This is a genomic window from Streptococcus tangpeifui (genome assembly GCF_044503215.1).
Taxonomy (GTDB): Bacteria; Bacillota; Bacilli; order Lactobacillales; family Streptococcaceae; genus Streptococcus; species Streptococcus tangpeifui.
Window position 1 is genome coordinate 12,256 of the sequence record NZ_CP172427.1, and the last position, 15,163, is coordinate 27,418.

Annotated in this window: 7 protein-coding genes, 19 tRNA genes and 3 rRNA genes; all 29 read left to right on the plus strand. The window is 43.6% G+C overall.

From position 1 onward, the window contains the following. Position 1: 1 nt before the first annotated feature. The gene (locus ACFSN5_RS00060) at positions 2-115 is read left to right on the plus strand and encodes an SP_0009 family protein (protein ID WP_165212606.1); all 114 of its coding nucleotides are present in this window, start codon (positions 2-4) and stop codon (positions 113-115) included. Further along, positions 105-1,409: a serine hydrolase gene (locus ACFSN5_RS00065; protein ID WP_165329457.1), complete on the plus strand. Its 1,305-nt coding sequence runs from the start codon at positions 105-107 to the stop codon at positions 1,407-1,409. Before ACFSN5_RS00060 ends, ACFSN5_RS00065 begins: the two co-directional genes overlap by 11 nt. After that, the gene (tilS, locus tag ACFSN5_RS00070) at positions 1,406-2,677 is read left to right on the plus strand and encodes a tRNA lysidine(34) synthetase TilS (protein WP_165329456.1); all 1,272 of its coding nucleotides are present in this window, start codon (positions 1,406-1,408) and stop codon (positions 2,675-2,677) included. Before ACFSN5_RS00065 ends, tilS begins: the two co-directional genes overlap by 4 nt. Next, a complete protein-coding gene (gene hpt, locus ACFSN5_RS00075) occupies positions 2,674-3,219 on the plus strand; it encodes a hypoxanthine phosphoribosyltransferase (RefSeq protein WP_165329455.1) in 546 nt (181 codons plus the stop codon). Before tilS ends, hpt begins: the two co-directional genes overlap by 4 nt. Before the next feature lie 25 nt (positions 3,220-3,244). Next, positions 3,245-5,242, plus strand: coding sequence for an ATP-dependent zinc metalloprotease FtsH (gene ftsH / locus ACFSN5_RS00080; RefSeq protein WP_165329454.1), 1,998 nt, complete (start codon positions 3,245-3,247; stop codon positions 5,240-5,242). Between the two features lie 142 nt (positions 5,243-5,384). Further along, positions 5,385-6,773, plus strand: coding sequence for an amino acid permease (locus ACFSN5_RS00085; RefSeq protein WP_165329453.1), 1,389 nt, complete (start codon positions 5,385-5,387; stop codon positions 6,771-6,773). Between the two features lie 408 nt (positions 6,774-7,181). After that, a 16S ribosomal RNA gene (locus ACFSN5_RS00090) occupies positions 7,182-8,729 on the plus strand. 202 nt (positions 8,730-8,931) lie between these two features. Then, positions 8,932-9,004, plus strand: a tRNA-Ala gene (locus ACFSN5_RS00095). A 278-nt stretch (positions 9,005-9,282) separates the two neighbouring features. Next, positions 9,283-12,181 (plus strand): 23S ribosomal RNA (locus ACFSN5_RS00100). A gap of 190 nt (positions 12,182-12,371) precedes the next feature. Continuing rightward, positions 12,372-12,487, plus strand: a 5S ribosomal RNA gene (gene rrf / locus ACFSN5_RS00105). The 16S, 23S and 5S rRNA genes sit together here with 19 tRNA genes alongside, the layout of an rRNA operon. 27 nt (positions 12,488-12,514) lie before the next feature. After that, a tRNA-Val gene (locus tag ACFSN5_RS00110) sits at positions 12,515-12,587 on the plus strand. A 114-nt stretch (positions 12,588-12,701) separates the two neighbouring features. Further along, a tRNA-Asp gene (locus tag ACFSN5_RS00115) sits at positions 12,702-12,774 on the plus strand. 75 nt (positions 12,775-12,849) lie between these two features. Next, positions 12,850-12,922: transfer RNA gene (locus ACFSN5_RS00120), tRNA-Lys, on the plus strand. A 5-nt stretch (positions 12,923-12,927) separates the two neighbouring features. After that, positions 12,928-13,009, plus strand: a tRNA-Leu gene (locus ACFSN5_RS00125). Between the two features lie 16 nt (positions 13,010-13,025). Next, positions 13,026-13,098 (plus strand) — tRNA-Thr (locus tag ACFSN5_RS00130). Positions 13,099-13,101: 3 nt separating this feature from the next. Continuing rightward, positions 13,102-13,173 (plus strand) — tRNA-Gly (locus ACFSN5_RS00135). A gap of 8 nt (positions 13,174-13,181) precedes the next feature. After that, positions 13,182-13,267, plus strand: a tRNA-Leu gene (locus ACFSN5_RS00140). A 14-nt stretch (positions 13,268-13,281) separates the two neighbouring features. Continuing rightward, positions 13,282-13,355: transfer RNA gene (locus ACFSN5_RS00145), tRNA-Arg, on the plus strand. Positions 13,356-13,362: 7 nt separating this feature from the next. Next, positions 13,363-13,436, plus strand: a tRNA-Pro gene (locus tag ACFSN5_RS00150). Positions 13,437-13,441: 5 nt separating this feature from the next. After that, positions 13,442-13,515, plus strand: a tRNA-Met gene (locus ACFSN5_RS00155). A 22-nt stretch (positions 13,516-13,537) separates the two neighbouring features. Next, positions 13,538-13,611 (plus strand) — tRNA-Ile (locus ACFSN5_RS00160). Positions 13,612-13,633: 22 nt separating this feature from the next. Further along, positions 13,634-13,723 (plus strand) — tRNA-Ser (locus ACFSN5_RS00165). A 10-nt stretch (positions 13,724-13,733) separates the two neighbouring features. Beyond that, positions 13,734-13,807, plus strand: a tRNA-Met gene (locus ACFSN5_RS00170). A gap of 18 nt (positions 13,808-13,825) precedes the next feature. After that, a tRNA-Phe gene (locus ACFSN5_RS00175) sits at positions 13,826-13,898 on the plus strand. 14 nt (positions 13,899-13,912) lie between these two features. After that, positions 13,913-13,983, plus strand: a tRNA-Gly gene (locus ACFSN5_RS00180). Between the two features lie 34 nt (positions 13,984-14,017). Further along, positions 14,018-14,091 (plus strand) — tRNA-Ile (locus tag ACFSN5_RS00185). An 11-nt stretch (positions 14,092-14,102) separates the two neighbouring features. Further along, positions 14,103-14,174 (plus strand) — tRNA-Glu (locus tag ACFSN5_RS00190). A gap of 5 nt (positions 14,175-14,179) precedes the next feature. After that, positions 14,180-14,267, plus strand: a tRNA-Ser gene (locus tag ACFSN5_RS00195). 64 nt (positions 14,268-14,331) lie between these two features. Further along, the gene (gene mreC, locus ACFSN5_RS00200) at positions 14,332-15,162 is read left to right on the plus strand and encodes a rod shape-determining protein MreC (protein ID WP_165213096.1); all 831 of its coding nucleotides are present in this window, start codon (positions 14,332-14,334) and stop codon (positions 15,160-15,162) included. The last annotated feature ends 1 nt before the right edge of the window (position 15,163 follow it).

Consider the following 15,163-nt stretch of genomic DNA (forward strand, 5'->3'; position numbering starts at 1 on the left):
TATGGAAAATTTGATTGAAACAATTGAGAAGTTTTTGGCTTACTCTGATGAAAAATTAGAGGAGCTCCATCAAAAAAATCAATCCTTAAAAGCGGAGGACTCTCATGAGGATTAAAACAGGCAACGGGACAGTAAAACTCTTTGCCTTTTTGGTTTTACTGCAAGTTTTTCTAGTTTCATTTTCGATAGCAAGAGGTGATCGTAATACCAAGGACGAGGAAGGACCGACAAGAAATTTTTCCTATGTCTATTTTGCTAAAACTCCTGCTAATCCTAATGTTTACACCAAGGTAAAAACTTATTTAGATTCTAGCTTAACTAAACAAGCTGGTCAGCTTCAGCCAGATTCAAAAATTATTATTAAGAGACTGCTTGAAAATAAAAATGGAATGCCAATTTTCCAATTAGCTAACGGTAACTATGTCAAGGCTAGCTATCGAGACTTTTATGATGACCAGATAAAAAAGCAAGAAGTTTTTAAAAAGTCAAAAAGTTATTGGACCCATGACAAGGTAACTCTGTACGACAAACCTTACGTTGCAGGACAAATTCCTAAAAAAATAAATCTGCCAACCTATAGTAAAATTCAGGTAACTCAAAGGGCTAAAACACAGCATGGCAGCTACCTTTATGTGCAGGGGCAGGGGTGGATTGATGCTAAGGCAGTTTCTAAGCATGATGATAGAATTAGGTTGATACAAGACCTGCTGCAGGCTAAGTACAATAAGGCTGATAAGTATAGTATCTACGTGAAGCAGCTTAATACTGGCAAGACTGCTCAAATCAATGCTGATAAGATGATCTATTCTGCCAGCGTCAGCAAGCTTCCTTTGCTCTACTATGTGCAGGAACAAATTAATAAAGGAAAAATTAAAAGTACTCAGAATTTCACCTACACACCAGCAGTTAATGATTTTAAGGATGCTTATAAGCCAGAAGGCAGTGGAAATCTTAGTAAAACAGCTGATAATAAGCCATACAGTGTTGGAGATTTGGAAAAAAGAATTACTCGGTCTTCTGACAATGTTGCAACCAATATTTTAGGCTATTATGTGGCTCATCAATATGACAAGGATTTCCATAAAACCATCAAGTCAGCTATTGGTCAAGATTGGGACATGAAGAGTCGTAAGGTTTCTGCTAAGACAGCCGGTCTGATGATGGAGGCTATCTATAAGCAAAATGGTGATATTACCAACTACCTCTCTTCAACTGACTATGATGATCAGAGAATCTCTAAGGATATCTCTGTCAAGGTAGCTCATAAGATTGGAGATGCTTACGATTATCGCCACGATGTGGCTATTGTCTATGGTGAAACTCCCTTTGTTCTATCTATCTTTACAGAAAATGCTAGCTATGACGATATTACAGCCATTGCTGATGATATCTACAGAATGTTAAAATGATTTACCAAAAGATTTTAAAAACCATTCAAAAAGAAGGTTATTTTACTGACCATAATAAGGTCTTAATAGCCGTATCCGGTGGAGTAGATTCAATGAATTTACTCCATTTCTTACATCAACATCAGCAGGATCTAGCCATCTCTATTGGCATTGCCCATGTTAATCATAAACAGCGAATTCAGTCTGATGAGGAAGAAGCTTATTTGAGAACTTGGGCTGACCAGCATCAGCTCCCCTTTTTTGTAACTAATTTTACGGGAAAATTTTCAGAAAAAGCTGCACGTTCCTTTCGTTATAGCTTTTTTAGTCAGATTATGCAGGAAGAGGGCTATACAGCTCTGGTGACAGCCCACCATGCGGACGATCAAGCTGAGACTATTTTTATGCGTCTTTTACGTGGAAGTCGACTCAGGCATTTGACTGGTATGAAAATAATTCAGGACTTTGGTCCAGGTCAATTGATTCGTCCCTTTTTAAATGTTGAAAAGTCTGACCTACCTCAGGTTTTTCATTTTGAGGACGAGACTAATACTAGTGGGGATTATCTGCGTAATCGGATTCGTAATACCTATCTTCCCAATCTGTCTCGAGAAAATCCTAAATTGTCAACAGCTCTCAGAGAATTAGGCCAAGAGGCGGCCTATCTTTTAACTGCCCTTTCTGATTTGAGTTTTGGATTAGAAGCAACAGATTTGCAGACTTTTCAGCAGAAAACCGTAGCCGTTCAATATTATCTCCTGCAAGATTATTTGAGCCAATTTACAGATTTGGAGTTATCCAGAAAACAGTTTACAGCTCTCTTAAACAGGCTGAAAGAAAACAAGCAGGAGGAAGATAGCTACCTAAAATCAGACTACTATCTACATTTGAGAAAAGAGCAGTTTTGGATTGATAAAATCGGCCCTGAGACGGATAGCCCTTTTGCAAGGAAAGTGTTAGAATATGGCAAAATCGTCAGTATTGGTCAAAATAGTTTTGAGTTTAATCAGACAGGAGAGATTCCTTTGACCAGTCAGAAACCTATTATTTTACGGCCTAGACGATCTGGTGATCAGATTGATTTTGGCAGTTTTCATAAGAAGCTACGCCGTCTTTTTATTGACGAAAAAATTCCAGCAAAAGAGCGTAATAAAGCTATTGTAGGTGAACAGGATGGCATCCTTCTCTTTGTCCTTGTCAATGGACACTTATATTTGAGAAAAGCTCCCCAGTGTGTTACAATTAAAGCTAAATTGTGTATAAAAACTAAAGAAATTGGTGATTTATGACCTTAGATAATGATATTGAAAAAGTGCTTTATTCGTCTGAAGAAATCACAGCTAAGGCTGAGGAACTTGGTAAACAATTAACAAAGGATTACCAAGGTAAAAATCCTTTACTTGTTGGCGTTTTAAAGGGAGCAGTTCCCTTTATGGCTGAATTGATTAAGCATATTGATATCCATATTGAAATTGACTTTATGGTGGTTTCATCTTACCAAGGCGGCACCCAAAGTAGCGGTGAAGTTAAAATTCTAAAAGATGTTGATACTAATATCGAAGGCCGCGATGTCATCTTTGTTGAAGATATTATCGATACAGGAAGAACACTCCTTTATTTGCGAGATATGTTTAAATACCGTAAGGCTAAGTCTATTAAGATTGTTACTCTTTTTGATAAGCCGGAGGGGCGAGTTGTAGATATTGATGCTGATTACGTCTGCTATGATGTTCCTAATGAATTTGTAGTCGGATTTGGTCTTGATTATGATGAAAAATATCGCAATCTTCCCTATGTCGGTGTTCTCAAGGAAGAAATTTACACAAACTAAGTATTAGAAAGTTTTTAATTAGCCAATGAATAATAAAAATAAAAATGGGCTTGTCAAAAATGCCTATATTTATCTGGTAGTCATTGTTTTGGCGGTGACAGCTGCAAACTTTTATTTTAGCAGTTCTTCTGGTCAGACTAGAGAAGTTGGTTACTCAACCTTAGTTAAGGAAATAAAAAAAGGTGAGATTAAATCAGTTACTTATCAGCCTAGTGGTAGTGTTGTAAAAGTGACTGGTGATTATGCCAAAGCCAAGAAGGTTCCATCAAACAGCTCAAGCTTTAACCTTTTGAATTCTGATAGTTCTGAAAAGGTTACAAAATTCACCTCCGTTATTTTACCGAGCGATTCTTCTATGAATCAATTGGAAAAAGCAGCTGATGAATCTGGTACTAAAATTAAGGTGGTTCCTGAAAGTTCTAGTGGGGCAATTATGTCCTATGTCTTTAGTCTCTTCGTCCCACTACTTGTTATGGGACTGCTCTTCTATTTTATGATGAGTCAAGGAGGCGGCGGTGGAGCTCGTGGTGCCATGAGCTTCGGCCGTAATAAAGCTAAGACTGCTAGCAAGGATGATATTAAGGTTCGTTTTTCTGATGTTGCGGGTGCCGAGGAGGAAAAGCAAGAGCTAGTTGAAGTTGTTGACTTCTTAAAAAATCCTAAAAAGTATCGGGCTTTGGGTGCCCGCATTCCGACAGGTGTTCTTCTTGAAGGTCCTCCCGGAACTGGTAAAACTCTCTTAGCTAAGGCGGTTGCTGGTGAAGCCGGTGTTCCTTTTTTCAGTATTTCAGGTTCTGACTTTGTGGAAATGTTTGTCGGTGTCGGTGCTAGTCGAGTTCGTTCCCTCTTTGAAGATGCTAAAAAGGCTGAAAGAGCTCTGATTTTTATCGATGAAATTGATGCTGTCGGTCGCCGTCGCGGTGCCGGTATGGGCGGCGGAAATGATGAACGTGAACAGACTCTTAACCAACTCCTAGTCGAAATGGATGGTTTTGAAGGTAATGAAAGTATCATTGTTATTGCTGCAACCAACCGAAGCGATGTTCTCGATCCAGCTCTTCTTCGTCCTGGACGTTTTGACCGTAAAGTCTTAGTTGGTCGTCCTGATGTTAAGGGGCGGGAAGCTATTCTTAAAGTCCATTCTAAAAATAAACCATTAAAAGATGATGTAGATCTCAAGGTTATTGCCCAACAAACTCCAGGTTTTGTCGGTGCCGACCTTGAAAATGTCTTGAATGAAGCTGCCCTTGTTGCGGCTCGTCGCAATAAAACCAAGATTGACGCTAGCGATATTGACGAAGCTGAAGACCGCGTTATTGCAGGTCCTTCTAAAAAAGATAAAAAGGTCTCTGAAAAAGAACGGCAAATTGTGGCTTTCCACGAAGCTGGCCATACCATTGTTGGTTTGGTTCTCTCAAGTGCTCGAGATGTCCATAAGGTTACCATCGTTCCTCGAGGGCGTGCCGGTGGCTACATGATTTCCTTACCTAAGGAAGATCAGAACCTCCTTTCTAAGGATGAGTTGAAAGAACAATTGGCTGGTCTTATGGGTGGTCGTGTTGCTGAAGAAATTATTTTTAATGTTCAAACTTCGGGTGCTTCAAATGACTTTGAACAAGCCACTGCCCTAGCTAGGGCTATGGTAGCTGAATATGGTATGAGCGATAAACTTGGACCTGTTCAGTATGAAGGTAATCATGCTATGAATCCAGGTCAAATGCCAACTGATAAGTCTTATTCTACTCAAACAGCTGTTATGATTGATGAAGAAGTTCGCCAACTCTTGAATGAAGCCCGTAATAAGGCTGCCGATGTTATCAATTCTAACCGCGAAACCCATAAGCTGATTGCAGAAGCTCTGCTCAAATATGAAACTTTGGATGCTGCCCAAATTAAATCTATCTACGAAACAGGTAAGATGCCTGAAGAGGATTTAGAAAATTCGGGAGATGACAACCATGCTCTTTCTTATGATGAAGTGAAAGAAAAAATGTCTGAGACCGATAGCAGCAGTGATAATTAAGAAAAGGAGAGAGGTTCTCCTTTTTCTTTTGTTTTCGAATATCTCTGTTTTAGGTCTTAAATTTTGCTTTATCTCAAAAAGTATTTACAATCATTTTTCCCTATGATAAACTTACAACTATAAAAAATTCAAGGAGAGATAAGTGAATATTTTTCGAAAAAAAGACCCGCGTCAAGCCAAAGCAGAAATGGCTAGAAGTTTAGGGGTTATTGACCTCGTTTTTCTTGGTTTAGGTTCGATGGTGGGAACAGGCATCTTTACTATTACTGGTATTGGTGCTGCTAACTATGCTGGACCAGGTCTGGTTATTTCCATTATTATTGCTGCTGTTGCTGTTGGTATTTCGGCCCTCTTCTTTGCAGAATTTGCATCTCGCTTACCTGCAAACGGCGGCGCCTATAGCTATGTTTATGCAACTTTAGGAGAGTTTCCAGCTTGGATGGTCGGTTGGATGATTATAATGGAATTCCTGATTGCCATTTCCAGTGTTGCTTCAGGCTGGGGAGCTTACTTAAAGGGGCTTTTGGCCAGTTTTAATATTACCTTGCCTACAGCACTTAATGGAACTTTTGATCCAAGTAAAGGGACCTATGTTGATTTGTTACCTGTCTTGGTTATGGTAGCTGTAACAGCTCTGGTTATGATGAATTCTAAATCAGTTTTACGCTTTAATAGCTTCTTGGTTATCTTGAAATTTTCAGCTTTAGCCCTCTTTATTATCGCTGGTTTCTTTTTTATCAAACCAGATAATTGGTCAAACTTCATGCCTTTTGGATTTGGTCAACTTTATGGTGGTAAGACGGGAATTGTTGCTGGAGCATCGATTATGTTTTTTGCCTTTCTTGGTTTTGAATCGTTGTCTATGGCAGTTGACGAGGCTAAGGAACCGCAAAAAACAGTTCCTCGCGGAATTACTCTATCTTTGATTATTGTGACGATTGTCTATATTGTGGTTACTCTTGTCTTAACAGGGATTGTTCATTACACTAAGCTTGGTGTTGCTGATGCTGTTGCTTTTGCCCTGCGTCATGTTGGCTTGTCATGGGCAGCCAACTATGTTTCGACTGTAGCCATTTTAACTTTGATTACGGTCTGTATTTCGATGACCTACGCTCTTTCACGAACAGTTTATAGTATTAGTCGAGATGGACTTTTACCGAAATCCTTCCGCCATATTTCAGAAAAATCGAAGATTCCAGATAATGCGACACTATTAGTTGGAATCTTCGCCATTATCTTTGCTGGTATTGTTCCTCTAGCAGCTTTGGCAGAGTTTGTTAATATCTGTACTTTAGCTTATTTGATTGTCCTTGCAGTAGCCTTGATTAAGCTGCGTCAGGACAAAGGAACCCCCCAGAAGGATCAATTTAAGACACCTTTAGTCCCAATTTTACCGATTATTTCAATCATTATCTGTCTATCTCTCATGAGTCAATTTATGACTGTTACCTGGATCGCCTTTGGTATTTCTGTGCTTATTGGTCTTCTTATCTATTTTCTTTATGGTTATAAAAATTCAGCTATTGACTAGTAGCAGTGAGAAGGCTGTCTGTCCCAGCCTTATATAAAAATTTCGACAACCAAAATAAAAAATGAACAGGATTAGATTTTTAATAACAAGAAATCTAATTTTGTTTGTTTTTTTACTTTCCGTATCAAGTACGACTAATGACAAAGAATTTCCAAAATGAAAGTTCTTTTTATTTCTAGCTTTATTTAAAAACAATCCTAGGTTTACCATTTTATAATACATAAAAAAATTAATCTAAAGGTATTGACAAAGGAGGAGGTGTTTGCTAGAATAAGGGAGCTGTCCTCGAGAGAGGGGCAAGACCTTTGAGAACTGAATAGAGACGAACCAAGACGTGCGGGTTACGAGAGTAACCTGTCAAAGGACAATAAGTCAGCGATGACACAAGTGAGTTAAGCGCTCAAACTATTAGATGAGAGTTTGATCCTGGCTCAGGACGAACGCTGGCGGCGTGCCTAATACATGCAAGTAGAACGCTGAGTACTGGAGCTTGCTCTAGTACGAGGAGTTGCGAACGGGTGAGTAACGCGTAGGTAACCTGCCTGTTAGCGGGGGATAACTATTGGAAACGATAGCTAATACCGCATAATAGTGACTAACTCATGTTAGTGATTTGAAAGGTGCAAGAGCACCACTAACAGATGGACCTGCGTTGTATTAGCTAGTAGGTGAGGTAAGGGCTCACCTAGGCGACGATACATAGCCGACCTGAGAGGGTGAACGGCCACACTGGGACTGAGACACGGCCCAGACTCCTACGGGAGGCAGCAGTAGGGAATCTTCGGCAATGGGGGGAACCCTGACCGAGCAACGCCGCGTGAGTGAAGAAGGTTTTCGGATCGTAAAGCTCTGTTGTAAGAGAAGAACGATGTGTAGAGTGGAAAGTTACACAAGTGACGGTATCTTACCAGAAAGGGACGGCTAACTACGTGCCAGCAGCCGCGGTAATACGTAGGTCCCGAGCGTTGTCCGGATTTATTGGGCGTAAAGCGAGCGCAGGCGGTTTAGTAAGTCTGAAGTTAAAGGCAGTGGCTCAACCATTGTTTGCTTTGGAAACTGTTGAACTTGAGTGCAGAAGGGGAGAGTGGAATTCCATGTGTAGCGGTGAAATGCGTAGATATATGGAGGAACACCGGTGGCGAAAGCGGCTCTCTGGTCTGTAACTGACGCTGAGGCTCGAAAGCGTGGGTAGCGAACAGGATTAGATACCCTGGTAGTCCACGCCGTAAACGCTGAGTGCTAGGTGTTAGGCCCTTTCCGGGGCTTAGTGCCGGAGCTAACGCATTAAGCACTCCGCCTGGGGAGTACGACCGCAAGGTTGAAACTCAAAGGAATTGACGGGGGCCCGCACAAGCGGTGGAGCATGTGGTTTAATTCGAAGCAACGCGAAGAACCTTACCAGGTCTTGACATCCCGATGCCATCCCTAGAGATAGGGAGTTACTTCGGTACATCGGTGACAGGTGGTGCATGGTTGTCGTCAGCTCGTGTCGTGAGATGTTGGGTTAAGTCCCGCAACGAGCGCAACCCTTATTGTTAGTTGCCATCATTAAGTTGGGCACTCTAGCGAGACTGCCGGTAATAAACCGGAGGAAGGTGGGGATGACGTCAAATCATCATGCCCCTTATGACCTGGGCTACACACGTGCTACAATGGTTGGTACAACGAGTCGCAAGCCGGTGACGGCAAGCTAATCTCTGAAAGCCAATCTCAGTTCGGATTGGAGGCTGCAACTCGCCTCCATGAAGTCGGAATCGCTAGTAATCGCGGATCAGCACGCCGCGGTGAATACGTTCCCGGGCCTTGTACACACCGCCCGTCACACCACGAGAGTTTGTAACACCCAAAGTCGGTGAGGTAACCTTCGGGAGCCAGCCGCCTAAGGTGGGACGGATGATTGGGGTGAAGTCGTAACAAGGTAGCCGTATCGGAAGGTGCGGCTGGATCACCTCCTTTCTAAGGAAAAACTAAGTAACGGAGGGCGTTTAAAAGCGACTTGATTTTAGGAAACCAAGGCAGTATGCTTGCATACAAGGTGGTTTATCTAAATCACAAGCTTTTAGCCCGAGTACAATTTAGCCGATAAGGTTAAAGGTACCCTTATTTAGCTACGGAAGCACGTTTTAGGGCGTCTCTATTTAGTTTTCAGAGGTTTTGTGGGGCCTTAGCTCAGCTGGGAGAGCGCCTGCTTTGCACGCAGGAGGTCAGCGGTTCGATCCCGCTAGGCTCCATAGGATACGAGAGATGATTCGCTTTAGCGAAAACTTGTATTCTAAGCTAAATAAGATATTGTTCAAGAAATTGAACACGACCTCATTTTTTAGGAAAAAAGATAAATCTCCTTGTGTGCAAGTCACACAGCGTTGATTTCCTATTTTTCTACAAAAATGCCCAACAAGTTGGGACGGTCTTAGTATCTTAGACTTGTCCATTGAAAATTGAATATCTATCAAATAGTAACAAGAAAATAAACCGAAACGCTGTAAATATTTAATGAGTTTTTTAATAAGGTTAAGTTAATAAGGGCGCACGGTGGATGCCTTGGCACTAGGAGCCGATGAAGGACGTGATTAACGACGAAATGCTTTGGGGAGCTGTAAGTAAGCTGAGATCCAGAGATATCCGAATGGGGGAACCCGGCAACTACAGGTTGTCATCCATATCTGTTAAGGATATGAGAAGGAAGACGCAGTGAACTGAAACATCTCAGTAGCTGCAGGAAGAGAAAGCAAGAGCGATTGCCTGAGTAGCGGCGAGCGAAAGGGCAGGAGGGCAAACCAGGATGTTTACATTCTGGGGTTGTAGGACTGTGAAGAGTGATCAAACGTCATAAAAGAACGACTTGGGAAAGTCGGCCAAAGAGAGTAAAAGCCTCGTATTTGAAATGATGGAAGACGCTAACAGGATCCTGAGTACGGCGAGACACGAGAAATCTCGTCGGAAACTGGGAGGCCCATCTCCCAACCCTAAATACTCCCTAGTGACCGATAGTGAACCAGTACCGTGAGGGAAAGGTGAAAAGCACCCCGGAAGGGGAGTGAAAGAGAACCTGAAACCGTGTGCTTACAAGAAGTTCGAGCCCGTTAATGGGTGAGAGCGTGCCTTTTGTAGAATGAACCGGCGAGTTACGTTATTGTGCGAGGTTAAGTTGAAGAGACGGAGCCGTAGGGAAACCGAGTCTGAAGAGGGCGGATAAGTACAATGACGTAGACCCGAAACCAGGTGACCTACCCATGAGCAGGGTGAAGGTGAGGTAAGACTCACTGGAGGCCCGAACCAGAGTACGTTGAAAAGTGCTTGGATGACTTGTGGGTAGCGGAGAAATTCCAAACGAACTTGGAGATAGCTGGTTCTCTCCGAAATAGCTTTAGGGCTAGCGTCGACAATAAGAATCTTGGAGGTAGAGCACTGTTTGGGTGAGGGGTCCATCCCGGATTACCAATCTCAGATAAACTCCGAATGCCAACGATTTATGGTCGGCAGTCAGACTGCGAGTGCTAAGATCCGTAGTCGAAAGGGAAACAGCCCAGACCACCAGCTAAGGTCCCCAAATAATTGTTAAGTGGAAAAGGATGTGGGGTTGCACAGACAACTAGGATGTTAGCTTAGAAGCAGCTATTCATTCAAAGAGTGCGTAATAGCTCACTAGTCGAGTGACCCTGCGCCGAAAATGTACCGGGGCTAAAACAATTTACCGAAGCTGTGGATCCTTTAGGGATGGTAGGAGAGCGTTCTATGTGTGGAGAAGGTATACCGTGAGGAGTGCTGGAGTGCATAGAAGTGAGAATGCCGGTATGAGTAGCGCAAGACAGGTGAGAATCCTGTCCACCGTAAGACTAAGGTTTCCAGGGGAAGGCTCGTCCGCCCTGGGTTAGTCGGGACCTAAGGAGAGACCGACAGGTGTATCCGATGGGCAACAGGTTGATAGTCCTGTACTAGAGTATAGAGTGAAGGAGGGACGCAGAAGGCTAACTCAACCAGACGACTGGAAGTGTCTGGCCAAGCAGTGAGGTGTGGACTGAGTCAAATGCTTAGTCCTGTAACATTGAGCTGTGATGGGGAGCGAAGTTTAGTAGCGAAGTGAGTGATGTCAGGCTGCCAAGAAAAGCTTCTAGCGTTAATGTATACTCTACCCGTACCGCAAACCGACACAGGTAGTCGAGGCGAGTAGCCTCAGGTGATCGAGCGAACTCTCGTTAAGGAACTCGGCAAAATGGCCCCGTAACTTCGGGAGAAGGGGCGCTCAGCTAGACTGAGCCGCAGTGAAAAGGCCCAAGCAACTGTTTATCAAAAACACAGCTCTCTGCGAAATCGAAAGATGAAGTATAGGGGGTGACGCCTGCCCGGTGCTGGAAGGTTAAGAGGAGGGTTTAGCGTTAAGCGAAGATCTGAATTGAAGCCCCAGTAAACGGCGGCCGTAACTATAACGGTCCTAAGGTAGCGAAATTCCTTGTCGGGTAAGTTCCGACCCGCACGAAAGGCGTAATGATTTGGGCACTGTCTCAACGAGAGACTCGGTGAAATTTTAGTACCTGTGAAGATGCAGGTTACCCGCGACAGGACGGAAAGACCCCATGGAGCTTTACTGCAGTTTGATATTGAGTATCTGTACCACATGTACAGGATAGGTAGGAGCCATAGAGATCGGGACGCTAGTTTCGAAGGAGGCGCTGTTGGGATACTACCCTTGTGTTATGGCTACTCTAACCCGCTAGGCTAAGCGTCTAGGGAGACAGTGTCTGACGGGCAGTTTGACTGGGGCGGTCGCCTCCTAAAAGGTAACGGAGGCGCCCAAAGGTTCCCTCAGATTGGTTGGAAATCAATCGCAGAGTGTAAAGGTATAAGGGAGCTTGACTGCGAGAGCGACAACTCGAGCAGGGACGAAAGTCGGGCTTAGTGATCCGGTGGTTCCGCATGGAAGGGCCATCGCTCAACGGATAAAAGCTACCCTGGGGATAACAGGCTTATCTCCCCCAAGAGTTCACATCGACGGGGAGGTTTGGCACCTCGATGTCGGCTCGTCGCATCCTGGGGCTGTAGTCGGTCCCAAGGGTTGGGCTGTTCGCCCATTAAAGCGGCACGCGAGCTGGGTTCAGAACGTCGTGAGACAGTTCGGTCCCTATCCGTCGCGGGCGAAGGAAATTTGAGAGGCTCTGCTCCTAGTACGAGAGGACCAGAGTGGACATACCGCTGGTGTACCAGTTGTTCTGCCAAGAGCATCGCTGGGTAGCTATGTATGGAAGGGATAAACGCTGAAAGCATCTAAGTGTGAAGCCTCCCTCAAGATGAGATTTCCCATGATTATATATCAGTAAGAGCCCTGAGAGAAGATCAGGTAGATAGGTTGGGAGTGGAAGTAGTGTAAGCTATGAAGCGGACCAATACTAATCGCTCGAGGACTTATCCTAAAGAAGGTATTGACAGCGCGAGGTAAGGCTTGATACAATAGATAGGTATTCAATTTTGAATTGGCAAAATAAGTAATGAGAACGTGAAGAAAAGCGTATGATTTTAGGAAATCACCGCAGAAGTCTAAGGACTTCAAGAGGATTTATCTAAATCACTAGCTTTTAAGTTCGAATACAATTCAATTCATAGTTAAGTGACGCTAGCCTAGGAGAGACACCTGTATCCATGCCGAACACAGCAGTTAAGCCCTAGCACGCCTGAAGTAATTGGGGGTTGCCCCCTGTGAGATAAGGGAGTCGCTTAGCGCATAGGAATCTAAGAAGGTTCCATTAGGGAGTTTAGCTCAGCTGGGAGAGCATCTGCCTTACAAGCAGAGGGTCAGCGGTTCGATCCCGTTAACTCCCATGATTAAGTAATGAGAACGTAAAGCAAGCGTAGGAAATGGGTAAGAAATCCTGATTTCTTAAGCCTTTTATCTAAATCACTAGCTTTTAAGTTCGAATACAATTGCTTAGAATAGGTCCCGTGGTGTAGCGGTTATCACGTCGCCCTGTCACGGCGAAGATCGCGGGTTCAATTCCCGTCGGGACCGTTGAAATAGTCTGGTGGACTATTTCAATCTGGAAAAAAGTAAGCGTAGTTTACAATAGTTTCTGGACAATAGTCAGACTCGTTAGCTCAGTTGGTAGAGCATTTGACTTTTAATCAAAGGGTCACTGGTTCGAGCCCAGTACGGGTCATAGATGCGGGTTTGGCGGAATTGGCAGACGCACCAGATTTAGGATCTGGCGCTTAACGGCGTGGGGGTTCAAGTCCCTTAACCCGCATAATAAGAAGCAATAGGCCGGCTTAGCTCAGTTGGTAGAGCATCTGATTTGTAATCAGAGGGTCGCGTGTTCAAGTCATGTAGCCGGCATTTGCGAACGTAGTTCAGTGGTAGAACATCACCTTGCCAAGGTGGGGGTCGCGGGTTCGAATCCCGTCGTTCGCTTGAGGATTGCCGGGGTGGCGGAACTGGCAGACGCACAGGACTTAAAATCCTGCGAAGGGTAACCTTCGTACCGGTTCGATTCCGGTCCTCGGCATAATAGAAAGTTAAGCACCCTTGGCTCAACTGGATAGAGTACCTGACTACGAATCAGGCGGTTAGAGGTTCGAATCCTCTAGGGTGCATCATATACGGGAAGTAGCTCAGCTTGGTAGAGTACTTGGTTTGGGACCAAGGGGTCGCAGGTTCGAATCCTGTCTTCCCGATTTTTGGCGGTGTAGCTCAGCTGGCTAGAGCGTCCGGTTCATACCCGGGAGGTCGGGGGTTCGATCCCCTTCGCCGCTATTATTAGTATATGGATGACTTTGGACCTTTAGCTCAACTGGTTAGAGCACTCGGCTCATAACCGAGCGGTCGTAGGTTCGAGTCCTACAAGGTCCATATTGCTTAGTTATTTTTAATCGGAGGATTACCCAAGTCCGGCTGAAGGGAACGGTCTTGAAAACCGTCAGGTGTGTAACAGCACGCGTGGGTTCGAATCCCACATCCTCCTTTAATAATATCGCGGGATGGAGCAGTTAGGTAGCTCGTCGGGCTCATAACCCGAAGGTCGTAGGTTCAAATCCTGCTCCCGCAATACCTTATAGGTAGGAAAGGCTCGGTAGCTCAGTTGGTAGAGCAATGGATTGAAGCTCCATGTGTCGGCGGTTCGATTCCGTCTCGCGCCATTTATTTTTAATTAGCGGGTGTAGTTTAGTGGTAAAACTACAGCCTTCCAAGCTGTTGTCGCGAGTTCGATTCTCGTCACCCGCTTTATAATGAAAATTATAAACCAAACAAAAAGTTTGGGCGCATAGCTCAGCTGGTTAGAGCGCACGCCTGATAAGCGTGAGGTCGGTGGTTCGAGTCCACTTGTGCCCATTAGCAACAAAGGTCCGTTGGTCAAGGGGTTAAGACACCGCCTTTTCACGGCGGTAACACGGGTTCGAATCCCGTACGGACTATTGTTGGAGAATTACTCAAGAGGCTGAAGAGGACGGTTTGCTAAATCGTTAGGTCGGGAAACTGGCGCGGGGGTTCGAATCCCCCATTCTCCGTATTAGTGAAGTAACGAGTTATCGAAAGATATCTCGTTTTGTTTATATTAAAAAGAGGTCCCTTATGAAAAAAATTAGATTTTCCCGTGTCGTTACCCTATCTGTGACAAGTCTATTAATATTTTTGGTGCTTCTTTTTTTTATTTTTAGAAATACAGCTATTATAAAAGATATTACTACCCCTATCAGTGGTATAACTTCAAAAGTTGATAAAGCTATTTCTTATCCGTTTCGCTTAATCTCTACGGCAAAGGATGAGCTAATTGATTTATTTAATACTTATGATGAGAACGAGTCTTTGAAGAAAAATCTTGCTAAGATGAAGGATCAATCATCTGATTTAAGTACCTTAAAAGAGGAAAATATGAGCTTGTCAAAAGCTTTAGAAGTTGAAAAGAATTTTTCTAGCTATAAGACGATTACCAGTAAAGTTACCGTTCGTTCCACATTATCTTGGTATGAAAGCTTAACGATCAGTGTTGGAAAATCAGATGGAGTGTCAGCGAATATGTTAGCTGTTTCTGATGGTGGTTTGGTTGGCAGAGTTTCTAATTTAACTAGTTCTGATTCAAGTCTTCAATTGGTTTCTAATTCAGAAGGAACCTATGAGATTCCTGTTAAGATGACGGGTTCAGCAGGTGATGTCTATGGCATTTTAACAGGTTATAATGCCAAGAAGAATGTTTTAATTATTGAAGAATTAAATGCTGATAAGGAACTTAAGAAGGATGACAATGTTATAACTAGTGGTTTAGACGGTAAAAGTATTGCTGGTATCAGTGTGGGAAAAATATCATCTATTAGCAATGCTAAAGAGCTCAGTAAGCGGAAGGTTTATGTTACTCCAACAGCTGATTTGGATAATATCAGTTATGTTACCCTGATTGGAAATTAAA